The sequence below is a fragment of the Flagellimonas algarum genome (genome assembly GCF_040513375.1).
Lineage (GTDB): Bacteria > Bacteroidota > Bacteroidia > Flavobacteriales > Flavobacteriaceae > Flagellimonas_B > Flagellimonas_B algarum.
This window is the reverse complement of the sequence record NZ_JBEVTG010000001.1, coordinates 1,472,449-1,498,480: the sequence shown is the minus strand read 5'-3', so window position 1 is coordinate 1,498,480 and position 26,032 is coordinate 1,472,449. Positions and strand designations below refer to the sequence as shown.

The following is a 26,032-nucleotide window of genomic DNA, read 5'->3' as shown; positions in this document are numbered from 1 at the left end:
GTATTCCATGACCGAAACCGACCCATCTACGACCAATACCACTAAAGACATCAAGTTATATTCGACCAAAGCCATAGGAGGGGCCACTTTCCTGGGCGGTCCGCTTGCCGCGGGCTATATGATCGGTGAGAATTTCAAAGCCCTTGAACGACCGCAGGCAGCGAAGAAAGCCCTATGGATCGGTATCCTATCGACCGTTATCCTCTTCGGGGGGATCTTTATGCTCCCGGAAGCCACTATCGATCGTATACCGCGACAGCTGATCCCGTTGGTATACACCGCCATCATTTGGGGACTCGTGGAGTGGAAGCAGGGCGAGGTACTGAAAAACCATCAATTTTTCGGGAACGTATTTTATTCCGGTTGGCGCGCGGCCGGCATCGGATTGATTTCGCTACTTTGCCTGGCCGTATTCGCAATCGGCCATGTGTTCTTATTGGAACCGGATGATGCCGCCTATGCCGAGTATGATACCAAAATGGCCGTATACGGAAAAAACGAAGAGGAATCCTTGGCCGTATTCGAAGGGATCGAACAAAAAAGCAATGCGCGCATCATCACGGAATTGGACCTGACCAGCATACCGCGTTGGAAGGAGAACATCGCCCTGGTCAAGGATTTGAATTCGAAAGAGGGCTTGCCGTCCGAACTATTGGAACGGAACAGCATCATCTTGGTGTATTCCGAACTGCGTTTACAACAATGCCATCTGATCAAAAAAATCGTATCGGAAGACACCAACCGCTATGATCACGAACTGGAACTTTTAAACCAACGAATCAACACCGAGGTTGAAAAATTGAACCGGATACCATGACCAAGCCCTATGCCCTCTTGCCTGATCGCGTGAAAGCCGCGGTAATCGACTCGATCGTCCTCATTGCAGGAATGTATGCCATTTCGGAGGTGTTGGCCCTTTTCGATCAGGTTCCGGATTCGGTTCGGATGATCGCCGCCATTTTCCTCTTTTTACTCTATGACCCCTTGATGACCAGTCAATTCGGCGGCACCATCGGCCATACCTACAGCAACATCACGGTCAAAAAAGAGCGCGATGCCACACAAAACATATCCTTTTTCGCAGCACTGATCCGATTTGTCCTTAAAGCGACCTTGGGGTGGCTGTCTTTATTGACCGTTACCGCCAATGAAAAGAAAATGGCTTTGCACGACCTCGCCATCCGCTCCGTGGTGTTGGAGATTGAAAAAAAGAGCTGATCCCCAAAAAAAGTGTAACCTAGAAAAGTTTCCGAACCGCCTCTAAAGTGCGGTCCAAATCCCCATAGCTTAGAGCATCGTTTAAAAAGTAACTTTCAAAAGCGGAAGGCGGCAAGTACACCCCCTCGTCCAACATGCCATGGAAATACCGCTTGAAGTCTTCATTATTTCCTTTGGCTGAAGAGGCGAAGTCCGTCACCGGGGCATCGCAGAAGTGTACCGAAACCATACTTCCAAAGCGGTTGATCTGATGGGTCACGCCCTTTTCAGACAGAATTCCGGCAATACCCTCATGCAAATACGCCGTCTTTCGTGCTAGGCTTTCATAGACTCCAGGTTGTTGTTCGATTTCGGTCAACATCGCCAGACCGGCACTCATTGCCAAGGGGTTTCCGCTCAAGGTCCCCGCCTGATACACCGGTCCTTCGGGGGCCAGGTGTGCCATAATTTCGGCACGAGCGGCAAAAGCGCCTACGGGCAAGCCCCCACCGATGACCTTGCCGAACATGACGATATCGGCATCGATCCCTAAGGCTTCTTGGGCCCCACCACGGGCCAAACGAAACCCGGTCATTACCTCGTCGAACAATAACAAAATACCTTCTTGGGTACAGAGTTCGCGCAGTCCTTTGATAAATTCCGTCTTGGGTACGATACACCCCATATTTCCGGCGACGGGTTCCAAAATGATGGCGGCGATTTCACCCGGATTGTTCGCCACCAGGTTCTTGACGCCTTCCAAATCATTATAATCGGCCAAGAGGGTGTCTTTGGCGGTTCCCTGGGTCACTCCGGGGCTATTCGGACTTCCAAAGGTAACGGCCCCGCTTCCTGCTTGGATCAGAAATGAATCGGAATGCCCGTGATAGCAGCCGGCGAATTTGATGATTTTATCCTTTCCGGTAAAGCCGCGCGCCAATCGCACGGCGCTCATGCAGGCTTCCGTACCGGAATTCACGAAACGGATCTTGTCGATATTCGGCACCATGCTAACCGCTAGTTTGGCCAGCTCCGTCTCTATTTCGGTAGGGATACCGAAAGAGGTTCCCTTTTGCGCCTTGGCGACCACCGCATCGATGACCGGACGGTGGGCATGCCCGAACAATAACGGGCCCCAAGAAGCGATATAGTCGATGTATCGGTTGCCGTCCACATCATAGAGATAGGCCCCTTTGGCCTCATCGATGAAAATCGGTTCACCACCGACGGCCTTAAAGGCACGTACCGGGGAATTTACCCCACCGGGAATATAGTTTTTGGCTTCAGCGAACAAAGCGCTGCTGCGTTGGTATCGCATGCTTATTTTGTTTTGATCTTCCGTAAATTCAAGACCTGCCCGATCGACAAGACGGTATTTTCCATATTGTTCAACCGCATGATCTCTTCAACCGGAACAAGGTATTTTTTCGAAATCCCGTACAAGGTATCCCCTTTTTCGACCACATGGGTAAATACCTCATACTGTTTGGGTCTGCGTACGGTTTCCAAGCCGTTTTCAACCACTTCGGCATCGAAACGATCCAGGTCGAAACGTTCGATCAAGGCGATCAACTTTTGGGGATATTTCTTATCGGTGGCATAACCGGCCTTTTTCAATCCGTAGGCCCACTTTTTATAATCATCGCGTCGGTAGTTGAATAGAAAACGATATCGCGATCGGGAAGCCAAGAAAATGCTATGGTCGCGAAACGAGAACATGGGGTGGTTGTACTTTCGGAAACACTCCCCCTTGGCGTCGTCATCGTGAAAATCATAATCCCCTTGCCAACCGGTATGGCATTTGATACCGAAATGGTTGTTCGTTTTCTGGGTAAGTTCGCCTCGACCCGACCCACTTTCCAATATCCCTTGGGCCAAGGTGATGCTCGCCGGAATGCCGAAAGCGCGCATTTCGTATTGGGCGATTTTCGAAAATTCACTGATGTATTCTTGGGTATTCGCAATGGGAAAGCGCTTGAAAAAGCCGGGATCTTCGGGGAGTGGGTACAACTTCGATTGATCGAACTTGGCCCCTTTCAACCCTGAATTCGGGTTATAGACCCCTTTGTTCCGCTCCACGGTCTGTACATTGCGGTTGTTCCTTGCCCGCTTCTTGGTACCGCAGCCAGTCAACAACATCAGTACGGCCCCTCCCAATAACAATCGTCGCATCATCATTCGAGTAATGGTAAATTCTTTTGCTTCAAAACCGAGTTCATTCCGGCAATGCCTTGAAGGCCACCGGTATGGATGGCCAAAATTCGGGAGCCGCTGCTAAAAAGCCCTTTTTCGATACTATCGATCAAGCCGAACACCAGCTTACCGGTATACACCGGATCTAAAGGAATGCCCGTGGTCGCCTTGAAGGTATTGATAAATTGGACCAGCTCTTCCGTGACCTTGGCATACCCCCCGAAATGGTATCCTTCAATGAGTTCCCAATTCGATTTGCTTGCGAATTTACGAATGGAATCGCTTAAAAAACCACCTTTTAAGGCCGAAAAACCCAAAACCCGTTGTCCAGCCCGGGCGGCATTGCTCAATCCGGCCAAGGTACCCCCAGTGCCTACAGCCGTGGCTATACAATCAAAATCGGTATCGGCAGCGCCCAAAATTTCCGAACATCCCTGCACTGCCAAGGAGTTGGACCCTCCTTCGGGCAGCAGGTAACAAGTTCCGAACCGCTGTTCCAGAAGCTTATGAAATTCGGCCTGGTCTTTTTCCCGATAGGTCTGGCGGTCCACAAAATAAAAGCGCATGCCTTGGGCTTCGGCCAGTGTTAAGGTCGGGTTTAGTTCCTGCGTATGGGCCAGCTCGGCCCCGCGAATGACCCCGATGGTCTTGAGGCCTGCGGCCGCTCCGGCACAGGCCGTCGCTATGATATGGTTCGAATACGCACCTCCAAAGGTCAATAGCGTCGTATGACCCTGCGCGATAGCGGCCTCGAGGTTGTATTTCAGCTTGCGGTATTTGTTGCCGGAGACCAAGGGGTGGATTCGATCTTCCCGTTTTATGAAAAGTCGCACCCCATGTTTCGCCAACACCGGCAGGTCGACTTCCTGATTGGTCGATTCCCCGACCATCAGGCCCTGAACAAGTAGTTTAAAAACGCATAGGGTTTCCGGTCCTTTGGATAGTCGAAATCACGTTCGTTCGCATAGGCTTCACGTTCAAAGGATATGTTCTGATACGCCCGATAGGAATCAAGGTACCACAAGGTGCGCAGCGACCATTCGGCAAAATACCAGAGGTAAAACGGTAGGATCAAGAGTTCGAGCTGTTGTTTTAGGTGGATGCGCTCATGGTTGATGAGCACGGCATCTTCCTTATGCACATCTTCACGGACTATGATGAAGGGCCAAAGTGTAAGGCCGACATAATTCTTTCGGAAAAAGTGTTTAAATACAACAATCATATAGGTGTTCTTTGAGCGAACATTGTTGACCGTGGGGCACCACAAAGATACCCGATTCGGACTATACAAACGATGGGTTCGGAATTTTCTTATCCCCAAACGATGAACAACACGACAATTCGTTGTACGCCCATGAATTCCGTAATTTTGTGAAAGGAAACGAAACGGCATGAAAAAAATCATCCCCATTGAAGAAGGGGATTTTTACCTTTCCCCAGAGGGCTATCGCGTCTTTACCGAGCAGTTCCATCTAAAGCGTGGCTACTGCTGCGAAAGTGGATGCAGGCATTGCCCTTACGGCTATGATTCCAAAACGAATTCGAAGCCGTCGCCCTAAACATTTTCGGCACAATCTTTGATGCTTAATAATGAGCGTTCGAGCTGCTGTTTAACTCAAAAATCGTTGTTATGAAAAATTTCCGAATCCTTCTTTCCGTCTTCGCAATGTTGGTGTTTTTAAGTTCCTGTGTTTCCGTGCGGGTCATTGCAGACTACGACAAGGAAGCCAACTTCAATTCGTACAAGACCTATGCTTTTTACAAAACCGGCATCGATAAGGCCCAAATATCGGATTTAGACAAAAAACGGATCCTCAATGCCATTGACGCGGAAATGACTTCACGCGGGTTCACCAAGTCGCAAGATCCCGATTTGTTGGTCAGCATTTTCACCAAAGAACGCGAACAGGTCGACGTCTACAACAACAACTTCGGTTTCGGCTGGGGTTGGGGCTGGGGCTGGGGCTTCTACAACCCTTGGGTCTGGGGACCTGGTTGGGGCTGGGGAGGTAATAATGTGAGCACCCGTACCGAAGGTTCGCTATACATCGATTTGATCGATAACCGCAACAAGGAATTGGTTTGGCAAGGCCGTGGGGCCGGCACCTTGAACAATACCGGCAATATCGAGAAAAAGGAACAGCGCATCAAGGAATTCGTTTCGCAGATTTTGAAGGCTTACCCGCCCGAACAGACGGTCGCTTCGAACTAAGATCCTATCCAAGAGCGAACGAAGAACCTGCAGTAACAAGTTGAGTGTTTATTGTGGTGGAAACGTGAAACAGGTTCTTCGTTTTTTTACACTGGATATCTTTATACCAAGACCTTTTCACAATAGTGGAAAGGTCTTCTTGTTTTTCACCTCATTGAGTACGAAGGCGCTTTTCACCGCACCGATATTGGGCAAGGACGCAATTTGGCTTTTCGCGAAATGGTAATAGGCATCCAAATCCTTGACGATGACCTTGAGTAAGAAATCGAATTCCCCGCCGACCACAAAACACTCGACCACCTCATCAAGCTGTTGCACCCTTTGGAGAAAATCGTCCATAAAGTCCCCTTTTTGGGCCTCAAGGGAAACAAAACTAAAGACCGTAATACTCTGCCCCACCTTTTCGGTATCAATGATGGCCACATAATTCTTGATATACCCCTCCTGCTCCAAACGGCGGATGCGTTCATAAACCGGCGTTTTGGTCATTCCTAATTGGGCGGCGATATCCTTGGCCACGGTTTTGGCATCATGCTCCAATATTTTCAAGATGGCCCGGTCAATAGCGTCCAATCGATTTTCCATAGGTTCCTTTTTGAGAGGTTGAACGGTGTTAAAATTAGTTCTTTTTCCTATTATTTATACTATTTAAAGTAATATTCACTAATATTTTGATAATATATGGTTCTACAAGGCTAAATATTTATCTTTAATAGCAATGAAGTACCATTTAGCACAAGCCAACATCGCCCGCTTCAAAGCCTCCTTGGACGACCCGATCATGAAGGAGTTCGTCGATTTCCTCGAACCCGTCAATCGCTTTGCAGAGGAAAGCCCAGGTTTTATTTGGCGCTTGAAAGACGAGCAAGGGCGACCGGCCTCCTATCTCGAATCGCCCTTCAAAGACGAAATGATGGCGGTCAACATCAGTGTTTGGGCGGATTTGGATGCGTTGAAAGACTTTGTATACGGCACCGTGCACAGTTACTTCTTGCGGAACAAGAAAAAATGGTTCGACCTCAAAGGACCTTCCCTTTTCGTGCTATGGTGGCTGCCCGAGGGGGAGTTGCCGACATTGCAAATGGCCAAAGACAAACTGGAAGCCCTTGAAGCAAACGGTCCTTCATCGGAAGCCTTCGGTATCCGCAACCTGTTCGACCCGGCCGGAAATCCCACAACCCTATGAAAAACATGCCTTCAGACATCTATGAAAGTAACCCGGTGCTTGACAAACTGCCGCAGCACCTGAGGCAATACATCAAACCGCAGCATTACGAAGCCTATTCGGCCATCGACCAAGCGGTTTGGCGTTATGTAATGCGCAAAAATGTCGATTACCTCAGTAAGGTAGCCCACAGTTCGTATCTCGAAGGCCTTGAAAAAACCGGTATTTCGATCGATGGGATTCCCAATATGTACGGCATGAACCGGATTTTACAGGAAATCGGCTGGGCCGCCGTGGCCGTCGATGGCTTTATTCCGCCTTCGGCTTTCATGGAATTCCAAGCGTACAACGTCTTGGTCATCGCTTCCGATATCCGACAGTTGGAGAACATTGAATATACCCCTGCCCCAGACATCATCCATGAAGGGGCCGGTCATGCCCCGATCATCGCTAATCCGGAATATGCGGAGTACCTGCGACGTTTCGGCGAGATCGGATGCAAAGCGATCAGCAGTGCCAAAGATTATGAACTCTACGATGCCGTGCGCCACCTTTCGATCATCAAGGAGGCCGAAGGTACGCCGGAAGCCGATATACAAGCTGCTGAAGCCCGTATCGAATTCTTGCAGGAAAATATGGGCGAACCCAGTGAAATGGCCCTGATCCGAAACCTGCATTGGTGGACGGTCGAGTACGGCCTTATCGGGGATGTCGACCACCCAAAGATCTACGGTGCAGGATTGCTCTCGTCAATCGGTGAAAGCAGTTGGTGCATGACCGATGCGGTCAAAAAACTCCCTTATTCATTGGAAGCGGCCAACACCTCCTTCGACATCACCAAACCCCAGCCCCAGCTGTTCGTGACGCCCGATTTTGCCCATTTGAGCCAAGTCTTGGAAGACTTCGCCAATACCATGGCCCTGCGCACCGGCGGATTGAAAGGGGCCAAAAAACTGATGCACTCCAAAGCCCTTGGTACTTTGGAACTGAGTACCGGCATCCAGATATCCGGGGTATTGAACCACATTATCGAACATGAAGGCGCACCGGTTTACTTGCGTACCATCGGTCCGACGGCACTTTCCTATCGTGAAAAGGAACTGGTCGGTCATGGCACCGAAAACCATCCTGACGGTTTCGGCTGCCCCATCGGCAACCTTAAGGGGATCAATCTGGCGATTGAGGATATGAGTCCCCGCGATCTAAAAGCCTATGACATCTTCGAGGGGAAACGGGTTACCTTGGAGTTCGAAGGCGGGGTCATCGTCAGCGGAAAAATCGTAACCGGTACGCGCAACCTGATGGGCAAGATCATCCTGATCACCTTTGAGGATTGCACGGTAACCCATGACGACAGCGTACTCTTTTTACCCGAATGGGGGCTTTACCATATGGCCGTGGGGTGCAGCATTACTTCGGCCTATAACGGGCCGGCTGACCTAAAAAGCTTCGATTTGATATCGCATGAGCTATCGGATACTACCATTAAGGCCGAAAAAGATACGGAACGCCTCCAATTGGAAACCTTCTATCAACACGTTCGTGCTTATCGTACCGGCGAAAACACCACCACCTCGAGGGGACGTTTGTTCGAAGCGGTCAAAGAGCGGTTTCCTATGGATTGGCTCTTACCGGTCGAACTATACGAACTAGCAAAACAAGGCAAACGCGATGCCCTGGCAAAAACCATTATCGACCATCTGGATACGATCAAACAAGAGCGCCCCGAAGTGGGCCACTTGATCGATGACGGCATCGCTTTGGTGGATCAGGCTATGGTCAAGGTATAAGCAGCTCGCGGTTCGTTTCGGAATCGAGCAGTGTGGGTATGGCAGCTTCCCGAATCGGGTAATAGGCCACTTGGATTTTCTGACCGTTTCTCAGTATACCCAGTTCGACCTCTTTCGAAGCATCACCATACCAAATACTGCGTGAGAACAGCCGGTCTCCGGCCCGAACGCCTGCTTTTTCAGCTCGGCTTCCTGCCACGACCGAAAGCACCAGATCTTCCTCAGGCGAGAGTTGGACCCCAAGTTCGTATAAGGTACTCTTGGGTTCGAATTGCAATCCCAATTTCGAATAGACTTCGGCCAACGGATAATCCTTCCCTTTTAGAATGTGTGTTTCAAAAAAGCGTTCGAATCCTTCGGGCATGTAACGGGAGGCCACATCCAAAAAATAGGTATGTGACAGTTTCTGGCCCGAATTGACGGCATCGGCCAGGATATCACGCATCATATCATCCAGGCTTTTCGCCCCCAAACTGCGTTTGCGTATGGTCTGATCCATATAAAATGCGAAAAGGGTACCACGATAGTAGGCCAATTTACCATAGTCGCGATTGCTCCAAAAATTGGCGTAGTTGATTTCCGAATTGGGGGCATTGCGCACCGAAGACGAAAACAGGTTCCGAGCCGTGGCGTTCATCTGTTCAATATAGTAGGAAGCATCCAACCCATTGATGCGGTGCAAGGCGATGTTCTTGTGGGTATAGTAGTCGGTAAAACCCTCGCTGAACCAATACTGGGCTTCCTCGTTCTCGTTTTCAATGGTATGGCCGATCCAATTGTGCATCAATTCATGGTTGAAGAGGTAGACCATTTGTTGTAAATCGGTATAGCCGTTGTTGGAGACCGAAGTGGCGAAGGAATTCGTCAAACCCGTACCTTGAAAACTGCTCCCCATTTCTTGATGAAAGGGCTGCATGGTGACCGTAAAATAGGTTTGGCTGTGGTCGTCCCAAAAATTCCGTTGGCAACGCAAGGTCGTGGCCAAGACTTCCATCACTTCGGTCTCCTTAAAAGGGACCCATTCGCCACGGGTCGCCAAACTGATGACGTTTCCTTGAATGGTGTCGCGATGCACCCTAAAATCGCCACCGACGAAAATGGCGCTCCCAAAACGCTCTTTCGAAATCTTGACTTCTTGCCGTCGCTCTTGACTGCCAAAACTGTTGTGGATGATGAAATCGTCTTCAAAACCTTCCCATTGCAATGCGAGTTCTAGGGTATCTTTTGCATGCGAAGGCACCATGAACAGATTGTGGGAGAATACATGGAAGTATTCGGGTTGCACGATCGGTCGGTATACTTTTTCAGTGGTGATATCGGCTTCGAAATCTTGTTGGATGACATATTCGAATTGCAATCGTTCGAGATCGCGATCGTGTTTTATAACGATCCACCCGCTGTCTTTGTTCTTTTCAATGACCGCCTCCCCTTCGGTCATTCCTACCCGATGGAGCACGTTGAAAAGATCCGACTCGCCCCATGCATCATTCGGATACTGCAAAACGGTGGTCCCCGAACTATCGGCATCGAATTGCATGGCGACATGCAATGCGGGAACACTATCGATGACTATCGGTCGGATGACGTAGTCGACATCCGTCCTTTTTTTGGAAGTACAAGCGACCAAGGCCATGCCAAGGCCGATAAGGGTCAGCGTTTTTTTCATGATTGATGGTTGTTTCAACCAAAAGACGAGGACCTAACGAAAATGTTGCAAAATCAATCCAAAAATTGCTGTAGGCTTTCCAAGTCGTTTAGAGGCTCTTCTTGGTATTGGAGGGTCCAGCCCATGCTTTGGGTCAAGATCAAGAGTTGGTGCAATTCAGTAATCAAGCGGGTTTCGGCATTCGAAAGCAAGCCTGAAGCTTCGATTTTTTCATGCAAGCTTTGTTTGACCCTACGTTTGATCGTGTTGTAATCTTCGGCGCCGAAGGGGTTGAAGTAGTCGGCACTGATATCGTAGTATTCAAAATCGGGGTCGATGATGACTTCGGGTTGGGGAATATGTTGGAGCACTACGGTGCGGTTCGTGCTGTCTATGGTGAACGCCAACTGCTCCAAATCATAGGCGATCCTCACCTCGGCATTGACGACGACCAAGGCTTTTTTGTCAGCGGTCAATAGAGACCCGAACAATTCGCGCGAATCTGCATAATTGTATACCTCGGCAAAATGGCCTTCGGTCACGATCAATTTCGAGACCTGCTGCAGCTGCCGTTGGACCAAAGCGGACTGTTCTCGCAGCACGCCCTTTTCACTCTGGGAATCGGCACATGACTTGTAGATCAAGACCGAGGCCAGGGCGATCAGTGCGCCTGCAACGACTTTTTTCATCTTATTTCAAATAATCCTTGACCTGGGCCAAAGCTTCAGGTATCCCAGCCGGATTTTTACCACCGGCCGTTGCGAAGAAGGGTTGCCCCCCACCACCCCCTTGGATGTGCTTGCCCAATTCACGGACGATCGTACCTGCATTCAGGTTGCGTTCGAAGGCCAGTTCTTTGGAGATGTAACACGATAAGATCGCCTTACCGTTCTTTTCGGATGCCAATAACAAAAAGAGGTTCGGTTTGAGTTTGCCCATATCGAAACTGAGGTCTTTAATGCCCCCGGCATCGAGATCGACTTTCTTGGCAAGGAATTGGATGCCGTTCACCTCGGTCAACTCATCCATCAGTTCGTTTTTAAGCCCTTTGGCCTTATCGCGCAACAAGGCCTCAACCTGTTTCTTCAATTGACTGTTTTCCTCTTGCAGTTGGGCTACGGCCTTGACCGGGTCCTGGGCCTTGTTCAACAGGTCCTTGATTTCGAAAAGCAATCGGTTGTTCTTAAAGTAGAAGCTTTTGACCGCATCCGAGGTAATGGCTTCGATACGGCGTATGCCAGCGGCAACCGCCCCTTCTGAAGTAATCTTGAAATGCCAGATATCACCGGTATTCTTGACATGGGTACCCCCGCAAAGCTCGATGGATTTCCCGAAACGGACGGTGCGTACGGTATCGCCGTACTTTTCCCCGAACAGGGCCATCGCCCCATCGGCCATGGCTTCTTTGATCGGTACGTTCCGTCGTTCTTCAAAAGGCAACTGACCTTCAATACGTGCGTTCACGAAGTTTTCGACCTCTCGAAGTTCATCGACGGTCATTTTGGCAAAGTGCGAAAAATCGAAGCGCAAGTATTTCGAATGGACTGCCGAACCTTTCTGTTCGACATGCTCGCCTAAAATCTCCCGTAAAGCCTGGTGCAACAAATGGGTCGCCGTGTGGTTGCTTGCCGTACGCTGGCGTTGTTTGTGATCCACCACGGCTTTAAAAGCACCCTTGACATCCTTGGGAAGGTTTTCAGCATAATGTACGATCTCATTGTTCTCCCGTTTGGTATCGAGTACATAGATCACGTCGCCGTTGGTGGCCTCCAGATACCCCTTATCGCCTACTTGACCCCCACCCTCGGCATAAAACGGGGTTAGGTTGAAGACGAATTGATAGCGATCACCCTCCTTTTTGCTGGTGATTTTCCGGTATTTGACCAGGTGTACTTCGGCTTCCAATTGGTCATAGCCTACGAATTCTTGGGTGGCATCATCCAACAAAACGGTCCAATCCTCCTTGGCCACTTCCGAAGCGGAACGGGATCGGTCCTTTTGGGCCTGTAAGGCCTTTTCGAATCCGGCAACGTCCAATTCATAGCCTTTTTCTTCTAGGATCAGGCTGGTCAAATCGATCGGGAACCCGAACGTATCGTAGAGTTCAAAGGCCTTTTCACCGGCTATGGTCTTTCCTTCGGCCGATTTGATGACCGAATCCAACAAGACCAAGCCTTGTTCCAAGGTACTCAAGAAAGAGCTTTCTTCTTCCTTGATGACGTTTTCGATCAATTGGTATTGTTCACGTAGTTCAGGGAAGGCTTTGCCCATACGCTCGGCCAATACTTTGACCAAACGATAAATAAACGGCTTGCTGGTATTCAAAAAAGTGAAGCCGTAGCGAACGGCTCGACGTAAGATCCTGCGAATGACGTAGCCAGCCCCGTTGTTACTAGGCAATTGGCCATCGGCTATGGCAAAGGCCACGGCCCGAACATGGTCGGCGATCACCCGAATGGCGATGTCCTTCTCTTCGTTGCGTCCGTACGTTTGTCGGGTGATGGTCTCGATTTCCCGAATCAGGGGAGTGAAGATATCAGTATCGTAATTGGATTGGACCCCTTGCAGTACCATACACAGGCGTTCGAAGCCCATACCGGTATCGACGTGTTTTTCGGGCAAAGGTTCCAAGCTACCGTTGGCCTTGCGATTGTATTGCATAAAGACCAGGTTCCAGATCTCAATGACCAACGGATGGTCTTTGTTGACCAAGGTGGCACCGGGTACTTTCGCTTTTTCTTCGTCTGGGCGGATATCGACATGGATTTCCGAACAAGGGCCGCAGGGGCCCTGATCGCCCATTTCCCAGAAATTATCTTTTTTGTTGCCCATGATGATCCGATCTTCAGGCACGATGGCCTTCCAAAGATCAAACGCCTCTTGGTCCATATCGAGGTCATCGGCATCGTCGCTGCCTTCGAACACCGAAACATACAGGCTGTCCTTATCGATCTTGTATACTTCCGTCAAGAGCTCCCAGGCCCAGGCAATGGCCTCTTGCTTGAAGTAATCACCGAAACTCCAATTGCCCAGCATTTCGAACATGGTGTGGTGGTAGGTATCCTTCCCTACTTCTTCAAGGTCATTGTGTTTGCCACTGACCCGTAGGCATTTTTGGGTGTCGGTCACCCGCTTGGTGGTCGCTTGGGTATTCCCCAAAAAAAACTCCTTGAATTGGTTCATTCCGGCATTGGTGAACATCAAGGTAGGATCGTCCTTGATGACCATGGGGGCCGAGGCTACGATCTTATGCGCTTTGGATTCGAAAAAGTTTAAGAACTGTTCTCTAACCTTTTGGGACGTCATTACGGGAGTTAAGCTTTAATTAATTTTAACACGGTCAACAAAACAATTTTTATATTTGTTTGTTACCTAAACACGAATGACCAAAAATAGGACAATTTCAATTCATGTCTAAAGTAAAATACTATTACGATCCGGATACCTTATCGTATCGCAAGATTGAACCAAAAAAATCCCGGAAATATCGTAATATCTTCCTTTTTGTTCTCGGTGCGGCACTGTTCGGTTTCGCAACGCTGCTGTTCTTGATGAACACCAATTTGGTCAATACCCCCCAAGAATTATCCTTAAAGCGCGAAGTGCAGAATTATGAGCTGCAATTCGACATCCTGAACCGCAAGATGCAGCAAATGGAGCAGGTGTTGGGCAATATCGAAGAACGCGACAACAATTTGTATCGCCTGTATTTCGAAGCCAATCCGATCCCTGAAGAACAACGTCGGGCCGGTTTCGGCGGGGTCAATCGCTACAAATCGCTGGAAGGCTTCAATAATTCGGAAATCATCATCGATGCCAGCAAGCGCTTGGACATCATCCAAAAGCAAATGGTGATCCAATCCAAGTCGTTGGACGAAATCGCCAAATTGGCCGAAGAAAAAGAAAAATTGTTGGCGGCCATACCCGCCATCCAACCCGTAAGCAATGAAGACCTGACCCGTATGGCTTCAGGATATGGCTGGCGCACCGACCCTTTCACCAAAGCCCGAAAAATGCACCATGGGATGGATTTTACAGCACCTCGGGGCACGCCGATCTACGCTTCGGGCAACGGCAAGATCATTCGCGCCGATAACCGTTCCTCTGGTTTCGGCAAACACATCCGCATCGACCACGGCTATGGCTACATGACCATTTATGCCCACTTGAGCAAATACAATGTTACCGTCGGCCAAAAGGTCAAGCGCGGTGATTTGATCGGATTTGTCGGAAATACGGGGCGTTCGCAAGCCCCCCACCTGCACTATGAGGTATGGAAAGATAAAAAGCGCATCAACCCGATCAACTTCTATTACGGCAGTTTAACGGCCGAAGAATTCGAGAACATGTTGAAATACGCTACCCAAGAGAACCAATCGCTCGATTAATGCATGTAGACCTTCCTGAAAAGCGGTATTACGGAATCGGCGAAGTCGCCAAGGCCTTTGGGGTCAATACCTCGTTGATTCGATTTTGGGAGAAGGAATTCGATGTGCTCCAACCCAAGAAAAACGCCAAGGGCAACCGGAAGTTCACGCCCCAAGACATCAAAAACCTGCAATTGATCTATCATTTGGTCAAAGAGCGTGGGTTTACCTTAGAAGGCGCCAAAACCCATTTAAAGGAGGAGAAACACAAGACCCTTTCGAATTTCGAGGTCATCGAGAAATTGCAAAAGGTCAGGGCCGAGCTTTTGAAGATCAAAGACCAACTTTGATCGCGTACTCCCGAAAGGGGTCTTTGGAACGAAAACAAAGCACGTTATTATAAGCAACGTTTTGCCACAAAGCCAATCTTAGCTTAAAACGACCCCATGAAAAACAAACTTTTCCTTTTTGCCTTTTTCCTATTGGCATTATCCTGTGATGAAGACGCTATCGATTGCAGCACCGTCCTTTGCGAAGGGCCACCGACTTTGGTATTCGAAGTCTTACAAAACAGCACCAATGTATTCGAAGCCGAAGTACTCGACGCATCGGATGTCAGTATTACGGGCAATGCCCCGGCGAACATCAGCTTTCAAGTTGCGGAAGGGTTCTTCAATGGCGGTGACACCCAGCTGCTTTCGTTGCAGACTTCGGCCTGGGAGGCGACTAGCTATGCTTTTGAAGTGGTGTTCGGAACCCTTGGGTCCGTGAACCTGGAGGTCGATATCGAACTTTCATCAAACGATGGTTGTTGTGGCGGCATCCCCTTTGTTGCGGCGATGCGCGTAGATGGGGCGGCTCTTCCGAACCCCAATATCGTGCTTACGGTCAACCTCGACTAAGAGATACCTATTTTTTACGCATGAAAATGCTCATCGGCACCCCGGTGAAGTCGAACTTCTCGCGGATCTTGTTTTCCAAGAACCGCTTGTAGGGGTCACGCACGTATTGCGGAAGGTTGCAGAAAAAAGCGAATTGCGGGTAAGGCGTCGGCAACTGGGTACAGAACTTGATCTTTACGTATTTGCCCTTATAGGCCGGTGGTGGCGTTTTTTCAATGATCGGTAACAACACGTCATTGAGCTCTCGGGTCTTCACTTTCTTCGAGCGGTTCTTGTATACATCGACAGCCGTCTCAATGGCTTTAAAGATGCGTTGTTTGTTCAAGACCGAAACGAATATGATGGGCACGTCGACAAAGGGTTCTATCGCTTTTTTGATCTTTTGGGTATAATCGCGTACCGAATTCGTTTCTTTTTCGACCAAGTCCCATTTATTGACCAAGATGACAATCCCCTTATTGTTGCGTTGGGCCAGCCAAAAGATATTCTGTACCTGGCCGTCAAAGCCTCGGGTGGCATCGAACAACAACAAACAGACATCGGCATGTTCAATGGCCCGAACGGAACGCATGACCGAGTAGAACTCCAAATCTTCTTTGACCTTGGCCTTCCGTCGGATACCTGCCGTATCGACCAAATTGAACTCAAAACCGAAACGATTGTATTTGGTATCGATACTATCACGGGTGGTGCCCGCAATATCGGTTACGATGTACCGGTCTTCGCCGATCAGGGCGTTGATGAAGGATGATTTTCCGGCATTGGGGCGACCGACGACCGCAAAACGGGGCAGGTCACTTTCTTCGTCAACGGTTTCGGGAAGCACCTCGACCAAGGCATCGAGCAACTCACCGGTGCCACTGCCGTTGATACTCGACAAGGTATAGTAGTCACCTAAACCCAAGGCATAGAATTCCACTGCATCGGCAGCCCGTTGGGCATTATCCACCTTATTGATCGCCAAAAAAATGGGCTTATCGACCCGGCGCAAAAGCTTGGCTACATCCTCATCCATCCCGGTAACCCCAGACTCCACGTCGACCATAAAAATGATGGCATCGGCCTCATCGATGGCGAGTTCTACCTGTTTGTCGATCTCTTGCTCGAAAACATCGTCGCTACCGACCACGTAGCCCCCGGTATCGATCAAGGAGAATTCCCTGCCGTTCCAGTCGCTTTTCCCATAATGCCGGTCACGGGTCACCCCGCTAACCGCATCGACAATAGCTTCACGCCTTTGGATCAATCGATTGAAAAAAGTTGATTTGCCGACATTCGGTCTTCCTACAATGGCTACGATAGCTCCCATACCTAAAAATAGGGCACAAAGGTACGGTATTCAGCAGATTAAGCAATCACAAGGTCTTGGAAGTCTTTATGGGGGATGCTAACCCTGGTATCCGAACCGTTTCAATTGGTTGGTATTGTTACGCCAGTTCTTGTTCACCTTGACGTACAGTTCGATATGGACCTGTTTGCCGAAGAATTTTTCAAGGTCTTTTCGAGCCCCTACCCCGACCTTTTTCAAGGCTGCCCCTTTATGACCGATAATGATGCCTTTTTGGGTATCGCGTTCGACCATGATCACCGAGCGGATGCGGATGATGTCGTCATCTTCCAAGAATTCTTCGGTCTCGACCTCAACGGCATAGGGGATTTCCTTTTTATAGTTCAGGAGGATCTTCTCGCGGATGCTTTCGTTGACGAAAAAGCGTTCGGGCTTGTCGGTAAATTGGTCCTTGGGGAAATATGCCGGCCCCTCGGGAAGCAATTCGACGATCCGATGGAATACTTCCTTGACGTTAAAATTCTCAAGGGCGGATATCGGGTACAACTCCGCATTCGGTAGCTGTTCTTTCCAAAACTGCATTTGGGCTTCCAAAAATTCCTGTTCGGAGGTATCGATCTTGTTGAGTAACAGCAATACGGGAATCGTACTGTTGCGGATCTTGTTGAAAAAGTTTTCGTCCTTCAAGGTTTTTTCACCGATTTCGACCATGTAGATCAGGATATCGGCATCTTCGAAGGCCGATTTTACGAAATCCATCATCGATTGCTGCAGCTCATATGCCGGTTTGATGATTCCAGGGGTATCGGAAAAAATCACTTGGAAATCATCCCCATTGACGATTCCAAAAATACGATGCCGTGTGGTCTGCGCTTTAGAGGTGATGATCGATAGTTTCTCGCCCACGAAGGCGTTCATCAAGGTCGATTTGCCCACATTGGGGTTTCCGATGATATTGACAAAACCCGATTTATGCATGGCCATCCTTCAGTTTTTTAAAGTATTTCTTGGCTTCCCGATTGACTTTGGGAGCCAACAACAATACCGCGATCATGTTCGGAATAACCATCAGGGCATACGAAAGATCGATCAAGTTCTTGACCAATTCCAGCGACGCCACAGCGGCAAAAACGATCATGATCACGAAGTAAACATTATAAAGCTTCCCGATTTTGGCGTTGGTCAAAAACGACAGACTCTTCACCCCATAATACGAATAGGTGAACAGGGTCGACAGTGCGAAGGCCGACACGATGACCATCAGCAGTACACCGCCCCAGCTTCCTAATGAAGTATTGAAGGCGTTCAGGGTCATGACGATCCCGCTTCCTTCTTCCAAATAGGCCCCACTCAATATCAACACAATGGCTGTAAACGTACAAACCAAGATGGTATCGATAAACGGGCCGAGCATGGCGACCAGCCCTTCACGAATGGGTTCCTCGTTTTTCGATTGGCCATGGTACATGGGTGCGGACCCCAGACCGGCCTCGTTCGAGAACATCGCGCGGCGCACCCCGATGATCACCAGCCCCCAGAAGCCTCCTGTGACCACGGTCTTGAAATTCCACGCCTCGGTAATGATCAGTTGTAAGGAGGGCAGTACTTTGGACGCATTGGCGATCATCACCAAAATGACCGCGACCAAATACACCATGACCATAAAGGGCACGATGGTGGTCGCCACTTTGGCGATTTTGGTCAAGCCCCCGAAGATGACAAAAGACGAAATGATGGCCAGTAAGGCCCCGATAAGCAATTTCCAATTGAAAAGCGGGTCTTCAGCACTGCCGCCCAGGGCAAACAAGCTGTCTTCAGGCTGTACGACACTCATAAAGGTTTCGGTGAACTGATTGGCGGTAAAGACCCCCAAAAACCCGAAGAGGCCGGCGATACTGAAAAAGATGGCCAAGGGTTTGGCTTTTTTTCCCAATCCCTGGGTGATATAGAACATCGGGCCACCTTGGAGTTTTCCTTCCGAATCCTGCCCCCTATACATGATGGAGAGGCTGCAGGAATAGAATTTGATACACATACCGATCAAGGCGGTCATCCAGATCCAGAACACCACTCCAGGACCTCCATCATGGATGGCAATGGCCACCCCTGAGATATTCCCGAGGCCTACGGTAGCCGCCACGGCGGCCGAAAGGGCCTGTAACGAACTGACGTCCCCTTTGGCATTGGGGTCGTCGTATTTGCCTGCCGTAATGGCGATGGCATGGCCGAAAAACCGGTACGGTAAGAACTTGGAATAGCACACCAGAAACAATCCGCCCCCGATCAGGAGCAGGAACATGGGCCATTCGGTACCTGAAATGGCCTTGATGAGAAAATCGTTGAGTTGCTCCATGCTTCGAAGATATGGATTTCAATTCAAGCCAACACTTGAAGACGGACCATTCGCTATGGCTTGGCGAAAAGTCGTTAGGTGGGTGATTTCTGGGCCGGTTTTCAAAACAAGCAGGCCCTAATTTGGAAAAGTGTAGTAAACGGTCGTATATTTGCCGTCCACATCGCGGGGTAGAGCAGTAGGTAGCTCGTCGGGCTCATAACCCGAAGGTCGCTGGTTCGAGTCCAGTCCCCGCTACAAAGAAAGCCATCAACGAAAGTTGGTGGCTTTTTCTTTTGGAGCAAGCGAAGTTTTACTTCAGCTTGTGAGAAAAGGAAAAGATGGCGCCTTGCCATTTGGCAAGGTGGTGGATTTCTTTGTAAAGCCACCCCCCAAGGCCCATGGCGAAGCCATGAATCCAGCCTGCCCGAGGATAGACCGATCCCTGTTTCGAAGAAACAAAGTGAAGTGTACTTCAATGGGGCGTAAAAGGAAAGCTGGCATTGCAAAGCAATGGGAGCTTCTTTGTAAAGCCACCCCCAAGGCCCATGGCGAAGCCATGAATCCAACCTGCCCGGGGATAGACCGATTCCTGTTTCGAAGAAACAAAGTGAAGTGTACTTCAACATGGGGCGTAAATGGAAAGCTGGCATTGCAAAGCAATGGGAGCTACTTTGTAAAGCCACCCCCAAGGCCCATGGCGAAGCCATGAATCCAGTCTCCGCAACTAACAAAGTCAAGGCTTCTGAGAGATTGGAAGCCTTTTTTAATTCAATGGGTACATCATCGTGCAGTTCCTAGCACCCCCATTCTAGATTATATTATTCAATATCATATTTAATTATTTTGTACAACACCATTTAATTGGAGTCCTTAAATACGTTGGCCTTAAGGCACAAGAAAAAATTACTTTTGATGTTTTGTAAACCCATGCATAACCTTTCCCATCACTTTAATTTTCCCCCATCTAGGTAAAAGTCTTAAACTGTAAACCAACAACTTAGTTAAAGTACCAGGGAATAAAGTTGGTTTCTTACCAATCGCACTAATAATAGGTACGGCAACATCCTTTGGCAACATGGACATGCCCATGTTCATATTTGCCCTATTACCGAAACCGGATTCAACCGGCCCAGGTGCGGCACATAAAACATCAATGCCCAAAGGCCTTAATTCTGCGGCCAAAGCCTCACCCAATGATTGGACGAAAGCTTTGCTGGCGGAATAGTTAGCCGCATTGGGAACACCTTGAAATGCTACCATTGAACTAAGCAACACAATGGATCCTTTCCTGGTTTCGGTTTTCATTTTGTTGCTGAAATGATGCGTCATTTGCAAAACGGATTTACAATTTAAATCTAACAAGTTCAGCTCATTTTCAATCTCAGAATTGATAAACTTTCCGGATGTTCCAAATCCCGCGTTCAATATCGCAATACCAATGGGTAAGTGATTTGTTTCCTTCAAAAGTGATTCCACTGCTTCTTTTTGTGACAGATCACCAACAATAGGTATTGTTTCCACACCGAATAGGTCAAAGAATTCCGTGCTCAAAGAATTCAATTGCTCCTCTCTTCGACCGGTAACGACCAAGTTAAAATCAGATTTCGCCAATTGAGTTGCTAAAGCTTTACCTATACCTGAGGTAGCTCCAGTGACCAACGCCCAATTCCCGTAACTTTTCTTTAGCCTATCAACCGTTTTATTCTTTAATTTCATTTTCAGCCTTGTTTTTTAGTTCTGTTAACCATATGTCATGCAATTTTTCGAGCTTGTTAGGAAGAAAAATCTTTTGCATGAAGGTTAAAAAACCATGTTGAGTTTCACTTGTAATTACTTTACATCCGTTATTTGTTGGAATAATCAACCAAGCATGGTAGCCTCTGATATTGTTCTTGGTAGCTTCCCAGCTCAATCTATAAGGTGGTTCAAATTCTTTGATAGTTGTAGACTCGAAGTTCTGCCCCATTGTTTTCCAAGAAAATATGGTGTTTTCTTCCAGTTGAGCCAAATTGCTGTTCTGTATTTTTACATCTTTGGCTCCTAGATACCATGTTGACCAATCTTCGGCTTTTACCAAGATATCCCACACTATTTGAGGTTCGGCATTGATGTCTATTTCGTTGTGAACAAAAAAACCTGCATCCTCCGGCTTGTAGTTTTCTGGCCAGTTTATTTGTTCTGAATTGGGTTTACTGCTCTCAACCGTCTTTTTAACTGAGTAGCAACTCAAAAGAGTTAACGAACATAGAAGTATAGATAAATATCCTAGATTGAATTTTTTTTCCATAATGAATAGTTTTTAAAATTTGAATATTGAATTTCCTTTCAATGCCATGACCAAAATGAAGACAGCATTGATTGTGTATATGATAGCCGTAAGCACCGTCAATTTTGTATTTTTCAATATGTACCATGCCAATAGTGGTAGTGCTTGAAGAGCATGCATTCCTACAAAATGAGCAATCCGTAAATCACCATAGCGAACACTCCAATTAAGAAAGGGAAACCCTTTGACACCATCCTCAGCCCCTACCGTATGGGACATCTTTGCCCCCATAACAAATCCTTCAAAAGAGAAAATGACAAATAGCACAAACCCGAAACGTATTGCCCATAAATAATATAAAGGCAGATTATCCATTGGATAAATGAAAAATTTCAGACCTAGATACCCTATTGCCATGGTTGCAATAGTCGCTGCCAAAGCCATCATTGAAAACATGAAGGAGTAAAATGGTGAAGAGTGGTTGAAGTGTGAAGCTTGTCCCTTACTTGCTTGTAAGGTGATGTAGATCACTTCGAATGCAAGGGTAGTTATAATAACCCAATTGATTAAGTGGATATCACCGCTCTTTGTCAAATAACCAGAATACCAACCAACGGAAAATGATAATATGGAGGTTGAAAGTGCGAATTTTATAGGTTTGTACCAAGCGTTCACTCCAGCAAATTCCAAAGGTTTAAGAAAGGAAAAGAGGACTAGAAGTAAAGAAACCCCTAGGTTTATCGTTCCAAACCAAAACAGTAAAGCATTTCTTTCTTTTAAAGTCTCAATGAATTCCATTTGTCATTAATCATATTGACAAATTTCATCAACCAAGTGGTCTTAGGACGATAACAAATGTTTACGTTTTAAAGTAGTTGCTTTTTTATTCTACTAAGATGTATGGGTGTTACACCTAAGTAAGAAGCTATCATATGTTGGGGAACACGATTATGGATGTTCGGAAATATTTCATCCATTAAATTATAACGTTCAATCGGTGATAAGGTATATAGGTTTTGTATCCTCGTATCCATATAAACAAAGTAATACTCAGCAATCAGTCTTCCAAGTTTTTGCCCATCACTCATATTTTTGTAACCCCATTCAATGGCTTTTCTAGGTAATACAATAACCTCGGTATTCTCCATTGCTTCAAGTTGATACCTGGATTTTTGTTGGGTGAGGAATGCATTGTAATCCGCGATGAATTGATTTTCTACAGCAAAATGTGTAGTATGCTCTTTTCCTTCCAAATCGATAATTTTTACTCTTAGGATTCCTTTTTCAATAAAGTACACTTCATCAATGAATCTATCATCATCACTTAAAATTTCCTTCTTTTTAAATTTTCTACCATAACACATTGATGTGAACTCTTTTGCCTCGTTTTCCGAGATACTGATCATTTGGGAAATCGCATTCTTTAAAGATTCCATATTTTCAACTGCAGATAAAACAAGTAAATGTATCACTTGTGGTGGTATAGGGTCACAAATTACAATGTGTGTGGTAAAAATGAAAAAAGCGGTTTAGATATCCTAAACCGCTATTAACCACTAATATCTTCATGTGTTAAGTTACATTTATCCTATAATCCTTTTGTCAGTTGCAACATACTTGGCAAAACCAAGTAAAGCCCCTGTAACCATGATGTTCCGAAATACATTGATCATTTCAAGCTCTTTGGTTCGGTCCAAATCAGCCCCCATCATTTCAACTGGAATATTGTTGCCCATGGCCATTGGAAGGTGAACCAAAAATGCCATTAACAAAACATACAGGGCCATCAGCGAATAAGCAAGTTTGTCATATTTACGAATCGTTGCACTGATAATGAACAAAATGATACATACTAGCGTGAAATAGTTCCAAAAATATGGGAACGGTATAAAGTCTGGCACAAAAGCCGCTCCAACGTCGGGTTTCCCTAAGTGTAATCCAACATACATTAAGAAGGACAACGGAAACAAATATTTTCCAATGTTTAAAATCTTATCCATCTTCTTAAATTTCAAAAGGTAAAACTTCTCTTATTTCAGTAAATCCAGAAGGACTATATAAAATTGGGCAAGTGTTAGACCATTCTACCACTTCATCGATGTTGTCTGATTTACATATCAAATATCCCGTTACCATAATTTTATCCGCTATTACGGGGCTTTCTTTTCTGGTTTCATTTGCAATCTGAATTCCTTCCCATTGAATGGGTTTTGTTGAAATAAGTTTTCCTTGCATAGCAATATTGCCAATCCAAGATTGCCATGCCTCCATTCCTTCTTTCATTTTTTCGGGGTCAATTTGGTATTGACCATCTCCTGATTCGTTCCAAAATAATAACAAGTACTCCTTCATTTTTTAAATTTTTAAGATTAAGGAACAAACTTCTATAATGGAAACTACTCGACTCTTGACAATTGTCAAGACTTTAGAGTTTGGCTTTTAATCTGGTAAGTGTTTCAGGAGAAATTCCTAAATATGATGCAATAAGTTTGCTTGAAAGTCTGGTCATTATGAGCGGTTTAGAATCCATTAACCATTGGACACGCTCAAGAGCATTTAGAGAAGTTAAGGTATTTACCCGGTAAACTGTATTATTGTAGGAAGCTTCTAGAATCTCCTTATAAAGTAAATCAAATTGCGGAACTTCTTTGCATAACGCTTGAAATGGTTCAAAATGAACTCTCAAAAGTTCACAATGTTCGATACATTTTATAAATTCTGATGAAGGGGTTTGATTTTTAAACCCAAATATATCCGTAACCCAACCATTTTCAAAATAAAAGGAGCGAGTCGATTCACTACCGTTTTTATCAAGCACATAAACTTGTAAACAGCCCTTTACAACGAAATAAACGTATTTACATACTTCACCTTGATTCAATATGTGCTCTCCTCTTTTAACTTTTAATGATTCAAAATGGGGAACCACCTTATCCAGGTTTTCAGGCCGTTTTCCAAGACGCTCAGTAATATGTTGTTCGAGTATTTCAATCATAAATTAATTAGTAATTTATTATACAATCATAACTTAACCAACGGTATCCAAATCACCTTTCGATTTTTGTAATTTGAAAATATGGAAAACATGGATTATGACCGCTAAGCCGCAGCCTATTATAAATGGTGGCGCATCTAATAATATTCCATAAATGATATAAATCAAATTAGCAATTAATGATAAAAGTCTCAAAAGCAAAATTTTTTTCATGGTCATTGAGAACAAATTAATCGCTAAAGCAGTATATCCGACTATATGAATCATAGCAATAGACACATAATTTTTTCAGTTCTTTCCAATACATCCATATGCATAGGTGCTTCTCTATCTTTAAAACCTAACTTGTAGTATAGTTTGTGTGCTTGGGGCATGCTCATCGTGGTTTGTAGCCATAATTCTATAGCATCGTTTTCTAAACAACGACTTATGCAACGTTCAATTAATTTCGTTGCTATCCCTAGTTTTCTATATTTTGGATTTATGAATAGTTTGGCGAACTCAAAGGTGTCTTCATTGAGGCGTTTTAAAGCGACACAACCAACTATCTCCTTTTTGAATTTGGCATAAAAAAGAAATCCGCCACTTTCTAAATAGGCTTCGACAGGATTATGCAAGGTGAATTTGTCATCTTCTTCTAAAACACCATTCAAAACACCCAAAAGCCAAGGTCCAGCCAATTCATAGAAGTTTTTTTTAAGACTTGGTCTGTAATCAATGATTTTTACAAGTTCATTTTTCGGTTGGTGAATTCGTTCATTGATTGGATTCTGATTGATTTCCCAGTCCAATCTATCCAAAATATTGATCATATCTGGATGTCCTATTGAGAAAAGTTCTTTCAACGTATTGGAAAATGACAACCACAAAGGTTCAAGTTCCTTCTGTAATTCTTTCCCTTTTTTTGTAAGTCCAACCAACTTTGAGCGTTTATCATTCGGATTAGCTGTAATATTGACTAATTCTTCTTTTTTTAGTTCTCGAAGAATGTTTTTTACAGTAATGTGAGAAAAGTCAATTTGATGGGAAATTTCGAGGATAGTCTGTAGTGAGTTTTTTTTTGCTAAAACATAGTAAACAGAGAACCAACTAGCTTTAAATCGTATGTTGGCATTTACATATATTTTGTCGCCATCTTGTTGCAGTTTTTCACTTATTCTACGAAATCTAGATGCTCCTGCAAGGTATCCTAATTCATTTAGTATATCAGGCATACTATTAATTTATGAAAGTACTTTTGTAAAAGTATAAAAGTACTTTCATAAATTCAAATATCTTTCGGAGTAATGCCGTTTATTTTTTATGGCAACACTATTACATAAAAATTAAATAATAGGAATAAATAGTTATTGATCATACTCTACTTGTTAGTCTCTCTATGAGACTCATTACCGCCCCTTAAATTGGTCATTTTAAGAGGCAATATGACAAAATCAATTTCTTTGTTATTGACATGTCCTTTCTTCTTCTCATTTAATAGTTTCGCTAATTCACCTTTTGTGGGGTACTTCAATACTCATCTTCCGTTTTCAATGGCATTTTGATTTCAAAAAGCGTAAATCAAGTTTTAGGCAATTGATTTTCAGTTAAATTAATTTTTAATCATAATGTATGTTCTCATAACCCGAAGGTCGCTGGTTCGAGTCCAGTCCCCGCTACAAAGAAGCTCCTTGAATG

Annotated in this window: 28 protein-coding genes and 1 tRNA gene; 10 read left to right on the top strand and 19 right to left on the bottom strand. The window is 46.0% G+C overall.

Annotated features, from left to right (window positions below; translation table 11 throughout):
* Positions 1-7 precede the first annotated feature (7 nt).
* Together ABV409_RS06870 and ABV409_RS06865 are read left to right on the top strand one after the other, a co-directional pair.
* Positions 8-817, top strand: a complete 810-nt coding sequence (locus tag ABV409_RS06870) for a hypothetical protein (RefSeq protein ID WP_353876809.1) — start codon at positions 8-10, stop codon at positions 815-817.
* The gene (locus ABV409_RS06865) at positions 814-1,218 is read left to right on the top strand and encodes an RDD family protein (protein WP_353876808.1); all 405 of its coding nucleotides are present in this window, start codon (positions 814-816) and stop codon (positions 1,216-1,218) included. The genes ABV409_RS06870 and ABV409_RS06865 overlap by 4 nt, the downstream gene beginning before the upstream one ends.
* 19 nt (positions 1,219-1,237) lie before the next feature.
* Here the strand turns inward: ABV409_RS06865 and hemL are convergent, their stop codons facing one another.
* The 4 genes from hemL to ABV409_RS06845 are packed head-to-tail and all read right to left on the bottom strand — an operon-like array spanning position 1,238 to position 4,612.
* Positions 1,238-2,515, bottom strand: a complete 1,278-nt coding sequence (gene hemL, locus ABV409_RS06860; RefSeq protein ID WP_353876807.1) for a glutamate-1-semialdehyde 2,1-aminomutase — start codon at positions 2,513-2,515, stop codon at positions 1,238-1,240.
* A gap of 2 nt (positions 2,516-2,517) precedes the next feature.
* On the bottom strand, positions 2,518-3,375 hold the full coding sequence (locus ABV409_RS06855; protein WP_353876806.1) for a glucosaminidase domain-containing protein: 858 nt from the start codon (positions 3,373-3,375) through the stop codon (positions 2,518-2,520).
* Positions 3,372-4,280 (bottom strand): 1-aminocyclopropane-1-carboxylate deaminase/D-cysteine desulfhydrase, encoded by a 909-nt coding sequence (locus ABV409_RS06850; RefSeq protein WP_353876805.1) that lies wholly within the window; start codon positions 4,278-4,280, stop codon positions 3,372-3,374. The genes ABV409_RS06855 and ABV409_RS06850 overlap by 4 nt, the downstream gene beginning before the upstream one ends.
* Positions 4,280-4,612, bottom strand: coding sequence for a hypothetical protein (locus tag ABV409_RS06845; protein ID WP_353876804.1), 333 nt, complete (start codon positions 4,610-4,612; stop codon positions 4,280-4,282). Before ABV409_RS06845 ends, ABV409_RS06850 begins: the two co-directional genes overlap by 1 nt.
* 169 nt (positions 4,613-4,781) lie before the next feature.
* Here ABV409_RS06845 and ABV409_RS06840 point away from each other — a divergent pair, with 169 nt between their 5' ends.
* Positions 4,782-4,949 (top strand): C1orf53 family protein, encoded by a 168-nt coding sequence (locus ABV409_RS06840; protein WP_353876803.1) that lies wholly within the window; start codon positions 4,782-4,784, stop codon positions 4,947-4,949.
* 71 nt (positions 4,950-5,020) lie between these two features.
* Complete coding sequence (locus tag ABV409_RS06835; RefSeq protein WP_353876802.1) at positions 5,021-5,602, top strand: DUF4136 domain-containing protein; 582 nt, start codon at positions 5,021-5,023, stop codon at positions 5,600-5,602.
* Between the two features lie 117 nt (positions 5,603-5,719).
* Here ABV409_RS06835 and ABV409_RS06830 read toward each other — a convergent pair whose 3' ends face one another.
* Positions 5,720-6,187 (bottom strand): Lrp/AsnC family transcriptional regulator, encoded by a 468-nt coding sequence (locus tag ABV409_RS06830; RefSeq protein WP_353876801.1) that lies wholly within the window; start codon positions 6,185-6,187, stop codon positions 5,720-5,722.
* Positions 6,188-6,320: 133 nt separating this feature from the next.
* On the opposite strand from ABV409_RS06830, the gene ABV409_RS06825 reads away from it, so the two are divergent.
* Together ABV409_RS06825 and ABV409_RS06820 are read left to right on the top strand one after the other, a co-directional pair.
* Positions 6,321-6,788 (top strand): DUF3291 domain-containing protein, encoded by a 468-nt coding sequence (locus ABV409_RS06825; RefSeq protein ID WP_353876800.1) that lies wholly within the window; start codon positions 6,321-6,323, stop codon positions 6,786-6,788.
* A gap of 5 nt (positions 6,789-6,793) precedes the next feature.
* Entirely contained in the window at positions 6,794-8,557 is a 1,764-nt protein-coding gene (locus ABV409_RS06820) for an aromatic amino acid hydroxylase (RefSeq protein ID WP_353876894.1), read from the top strand.
* Here ABV409_RS06820 and ABV409_RS06815 read toward each other — a convergent pair.
* Genes ABV409_RS06815 through alaS form a run of 3 tightly spaced genes read right to left on the bottom strand, consistent with a single transcriptional unit; the run spans position 8,547 to position 13,508 of the window.
* Positions 8,547-10,223, bottom strand: coding sequence for a hypothetical protein (locus ABV409_RS06815; RefSeq protein ID WP_353876799.1), 1,677 nt, complete (start codon positions 10,221-10,223; stop codon positions 8,547-8,549). The two genes, ABV409_RS06820 and ABV409_RS06815, sit on opposite strands and share 11 nt — an antisense overlap.
* Before the next feature lie 53 nt (positions 10,224-10,276).
* Positions 10,277-10,891 (bottom strand): DUF4230 domain-containing protein, encoded by a 615-nt coding sequence (locus ABV409_RS06810; protein WP_353876798.1) that lies wholly within the window; start codon positions 10,889-10,891, stop codon positions 10,277-10,279.
* A gap of 1 nt (position 10,892) precedes the next feature.
* Complete coding sequence (alaS, locus tag ABV409_RS06805; RefSeq protein ID WP_353876797.1) at positions 10,893-13,508, bottom strand: alanine--tRNA ligase; 2,616 nt, start codon at positions 13,506-13,508, stop codon at positions 10,893-10,895.
* A 104-nt stretch (positions 13,509-13,612) separates the two neighbouring features.
* On the opposite strand from alaS, the gene ABV409_RS06800 reads away from it, so the two are divergent.
* The 3 genes from ABV409_RS06800 (at position 13,613) to ABV409_RS06790 (ending at position 15,471) form a co-directional block, all read left to right on the top strand.
* Positions 13,613-14,590, top strand: a complete 978-nt coding sequence (locus ABV409_RS06800) for a M23 family metallopeptidase (RefSeq protein ID WP_353876796.1) — start codon at positions 13,613-13,615, stop codon at positions 14,588-14,590.
* Positions 14,590-14,919 (top strand): MerR family transcriptional regulator, encoded by a 330-nt coding sequence (locus ABV409_RS06795; RefSeq protein ID WP_353876795.1) that lies wholly within the window; start codon positions 14,590-14,592, stop codon positions 14,917-14,919. Before ABV409_RS06800 ends, ABV409_RS06795 begins: the two co-directional genes overlap by 1 nt.
* Before the next feature lie 96 nt (positions 14,920-15,015).
* On the top strand, positions 15,016-15,471 hold the full coding sequence (locus ABV409_RS06790) for a hypothetical protein (RefSeq protein WP_353876794.1): 456 nt from the start codon (positions 15,016-15,018) through the stop codon (positions 15,469-15,471).
* A gap of 7 nt (positions 15,472-15,478) precedes the next feature.
* Here the strand turns inward: ABV409_RS06790 and der are convergent, their stop codons facing one another.
* The 3 genes from der to ABV409_RS06775 all read right to left on the bottom strand — a co-directional run bounded on the left by der (position 15,479) and on the right by ABV409_RS06775 (position 19,112).
* Entirely contained in the window at positions 15,479-16,780 is a 1,302-nt protein-coding gene (der, locus tag ABV409_RS06785; protein ID WP_353876793.1) for a ribosome biogenesis GTPase Der, read from the bottom strand.
* Between the two features lie 78 nt (positions 16,781-16,858).
* Positions 16,859-17,743, bottom strand: coding sequence for a GTPase Era (era, locus tag ABV409_RS06780; protein ID WP_353876792.1), 885 nt, complete (start codon positions 17,741-17,743; stop codon positions 16,859-16,861).
* Positions 17,730-19,112 (bottom strand): alanine/glycine:cation symporter family protein, encoded by a 1,383-nt coding sequence (locus tag ABV409_RS06775; RefSeq protein WP_353876791.1) that lies wholly within the window; start codon positions 19,110-19,112, stop codon positions 17,730-17,732. Before ABV409_RS06775 ends, era begins: the two co-directional genes overlap by 14 nt.
* A 164-nt stretch (positions 19,113-19,276) precedes the next feature.
* Here ABV409_RS06775 and ABV409_RS06770 point away from each other — a divergent pair.
* Positions 19,277-19,349 (top strand) — tRNA-Met (locus ABV409_RS06770).
* A 648-nt stretch (positions 19,350-19,997) separates the two neighbouring features.
* Here the strand turns inward: ABV409_RS06770 and ABV409_RS06765 are convergent.
* The 8 genes from ABV409_RS06765 to ABV409_RS06730 form a co-directional block, all read right to left on the bottom strand.
* Positions 19,998-20,810 carry an SDR family NAD(P)-dependent oxidoreductase gene (locus tag ABV409_RS06765; protein ID WP_353876790.1) on the bottom strand — a complete coding sequence of 271 codons (813 nt, stop codon included), beginning with the start codon at positions 20,808-20,810 and terminating at the stop codon, positions 19,998-20,000.
* Positions 20,794-21,381: an SRPBCC domain-containing protein gene (locus ABV409_RS06760; RefSeq protein WP_353876789.1), complete on the bottom strand. Its 588-nt coding sequence runs from the start codon at positions 21,379-21,381 to the stop codon at positions 20,794-20,796. Before ABV409_RS06760 ends, ABV409_RS06765 begins: the two co-directional genes overlap by 17 nt.
* 12 nt (positions 21,382-21,393) lie before the next feature.
* Positions 21,394-22,158: a hypothetical protein gene (locus tag ABV409_RS06755; RefSeq protein ID WP_353876788.1), complete on the bottom strand. Its 765-nt coding sequence runs from the start codon at positions 22,156-22,158 to the stop codon at positions 21,394-21,396.
* Between the two features lie 68 nt (positions 22,159-22,226).
* Positions 22,227-22,832: a Crp/Fnr family transcriptional regulator gene (locus tag ABV409_RS06750; RefSeq protein ID WP_353876787.1), complete on the bottom strand. Its 606-nt coding sequence runs from the start codon at positions 22,830-22,832 to the stop codon at positions 22,227-22,229.
* 111 nt (positions 22,833-22,943) lie between these two features.
* Positions 22,944-23,360 carry a hypothetical protein gene (locus tag ABV409_RS06745; RefSeq protein ID WP_353876786.1) on the bottom strand — a complete coding sequence of 139 codons (417 nt, stop codon included), beginning with the start codon at positions 23,358-23,360 and terminating at the stop codon, positions 22,944-22,946.
* A gap of 4 nt (positions 23,361-23,364) precedes the next feature.
* Positions 23,365-23,712: a YciI family protein gene (locus ABV409_RS06740; protein ID WP_353876785.1), complete on the bottom strand. Its 348-nt coding sequence runs from the start codon at positions 23,710-23,712 to the stop codon at positions 23,365-23,367.
* 73 nt (positions 23,713-23,785) lie between these two features.
* Entirely contained in the window at positions 23,786-24,355 is a 570-nt protein-coding gene (locus ABV409_RS06735; protein ID WP_353876784.1) for a Crp/Fnr family transcriptional regulator, read from the bottom strand.
* 263 nt (positions 24,356-24,618) lie between these two features.
* Positions 24,619-25,569 (bottom strand): bifunctional helix-turn-helix transcriptional regulator/GNAT family N-acetyltransferase, encoded by a 951-nt coding sequence (locus tag ABV409_RS06730; protein WP_353876783.1) that lies wholly within the window; start codon positions 25,567-25,569, stop codon positions 24,619-24,621.
* Positions 25,570-26,032: the final 463 nt, after the last annotated feature.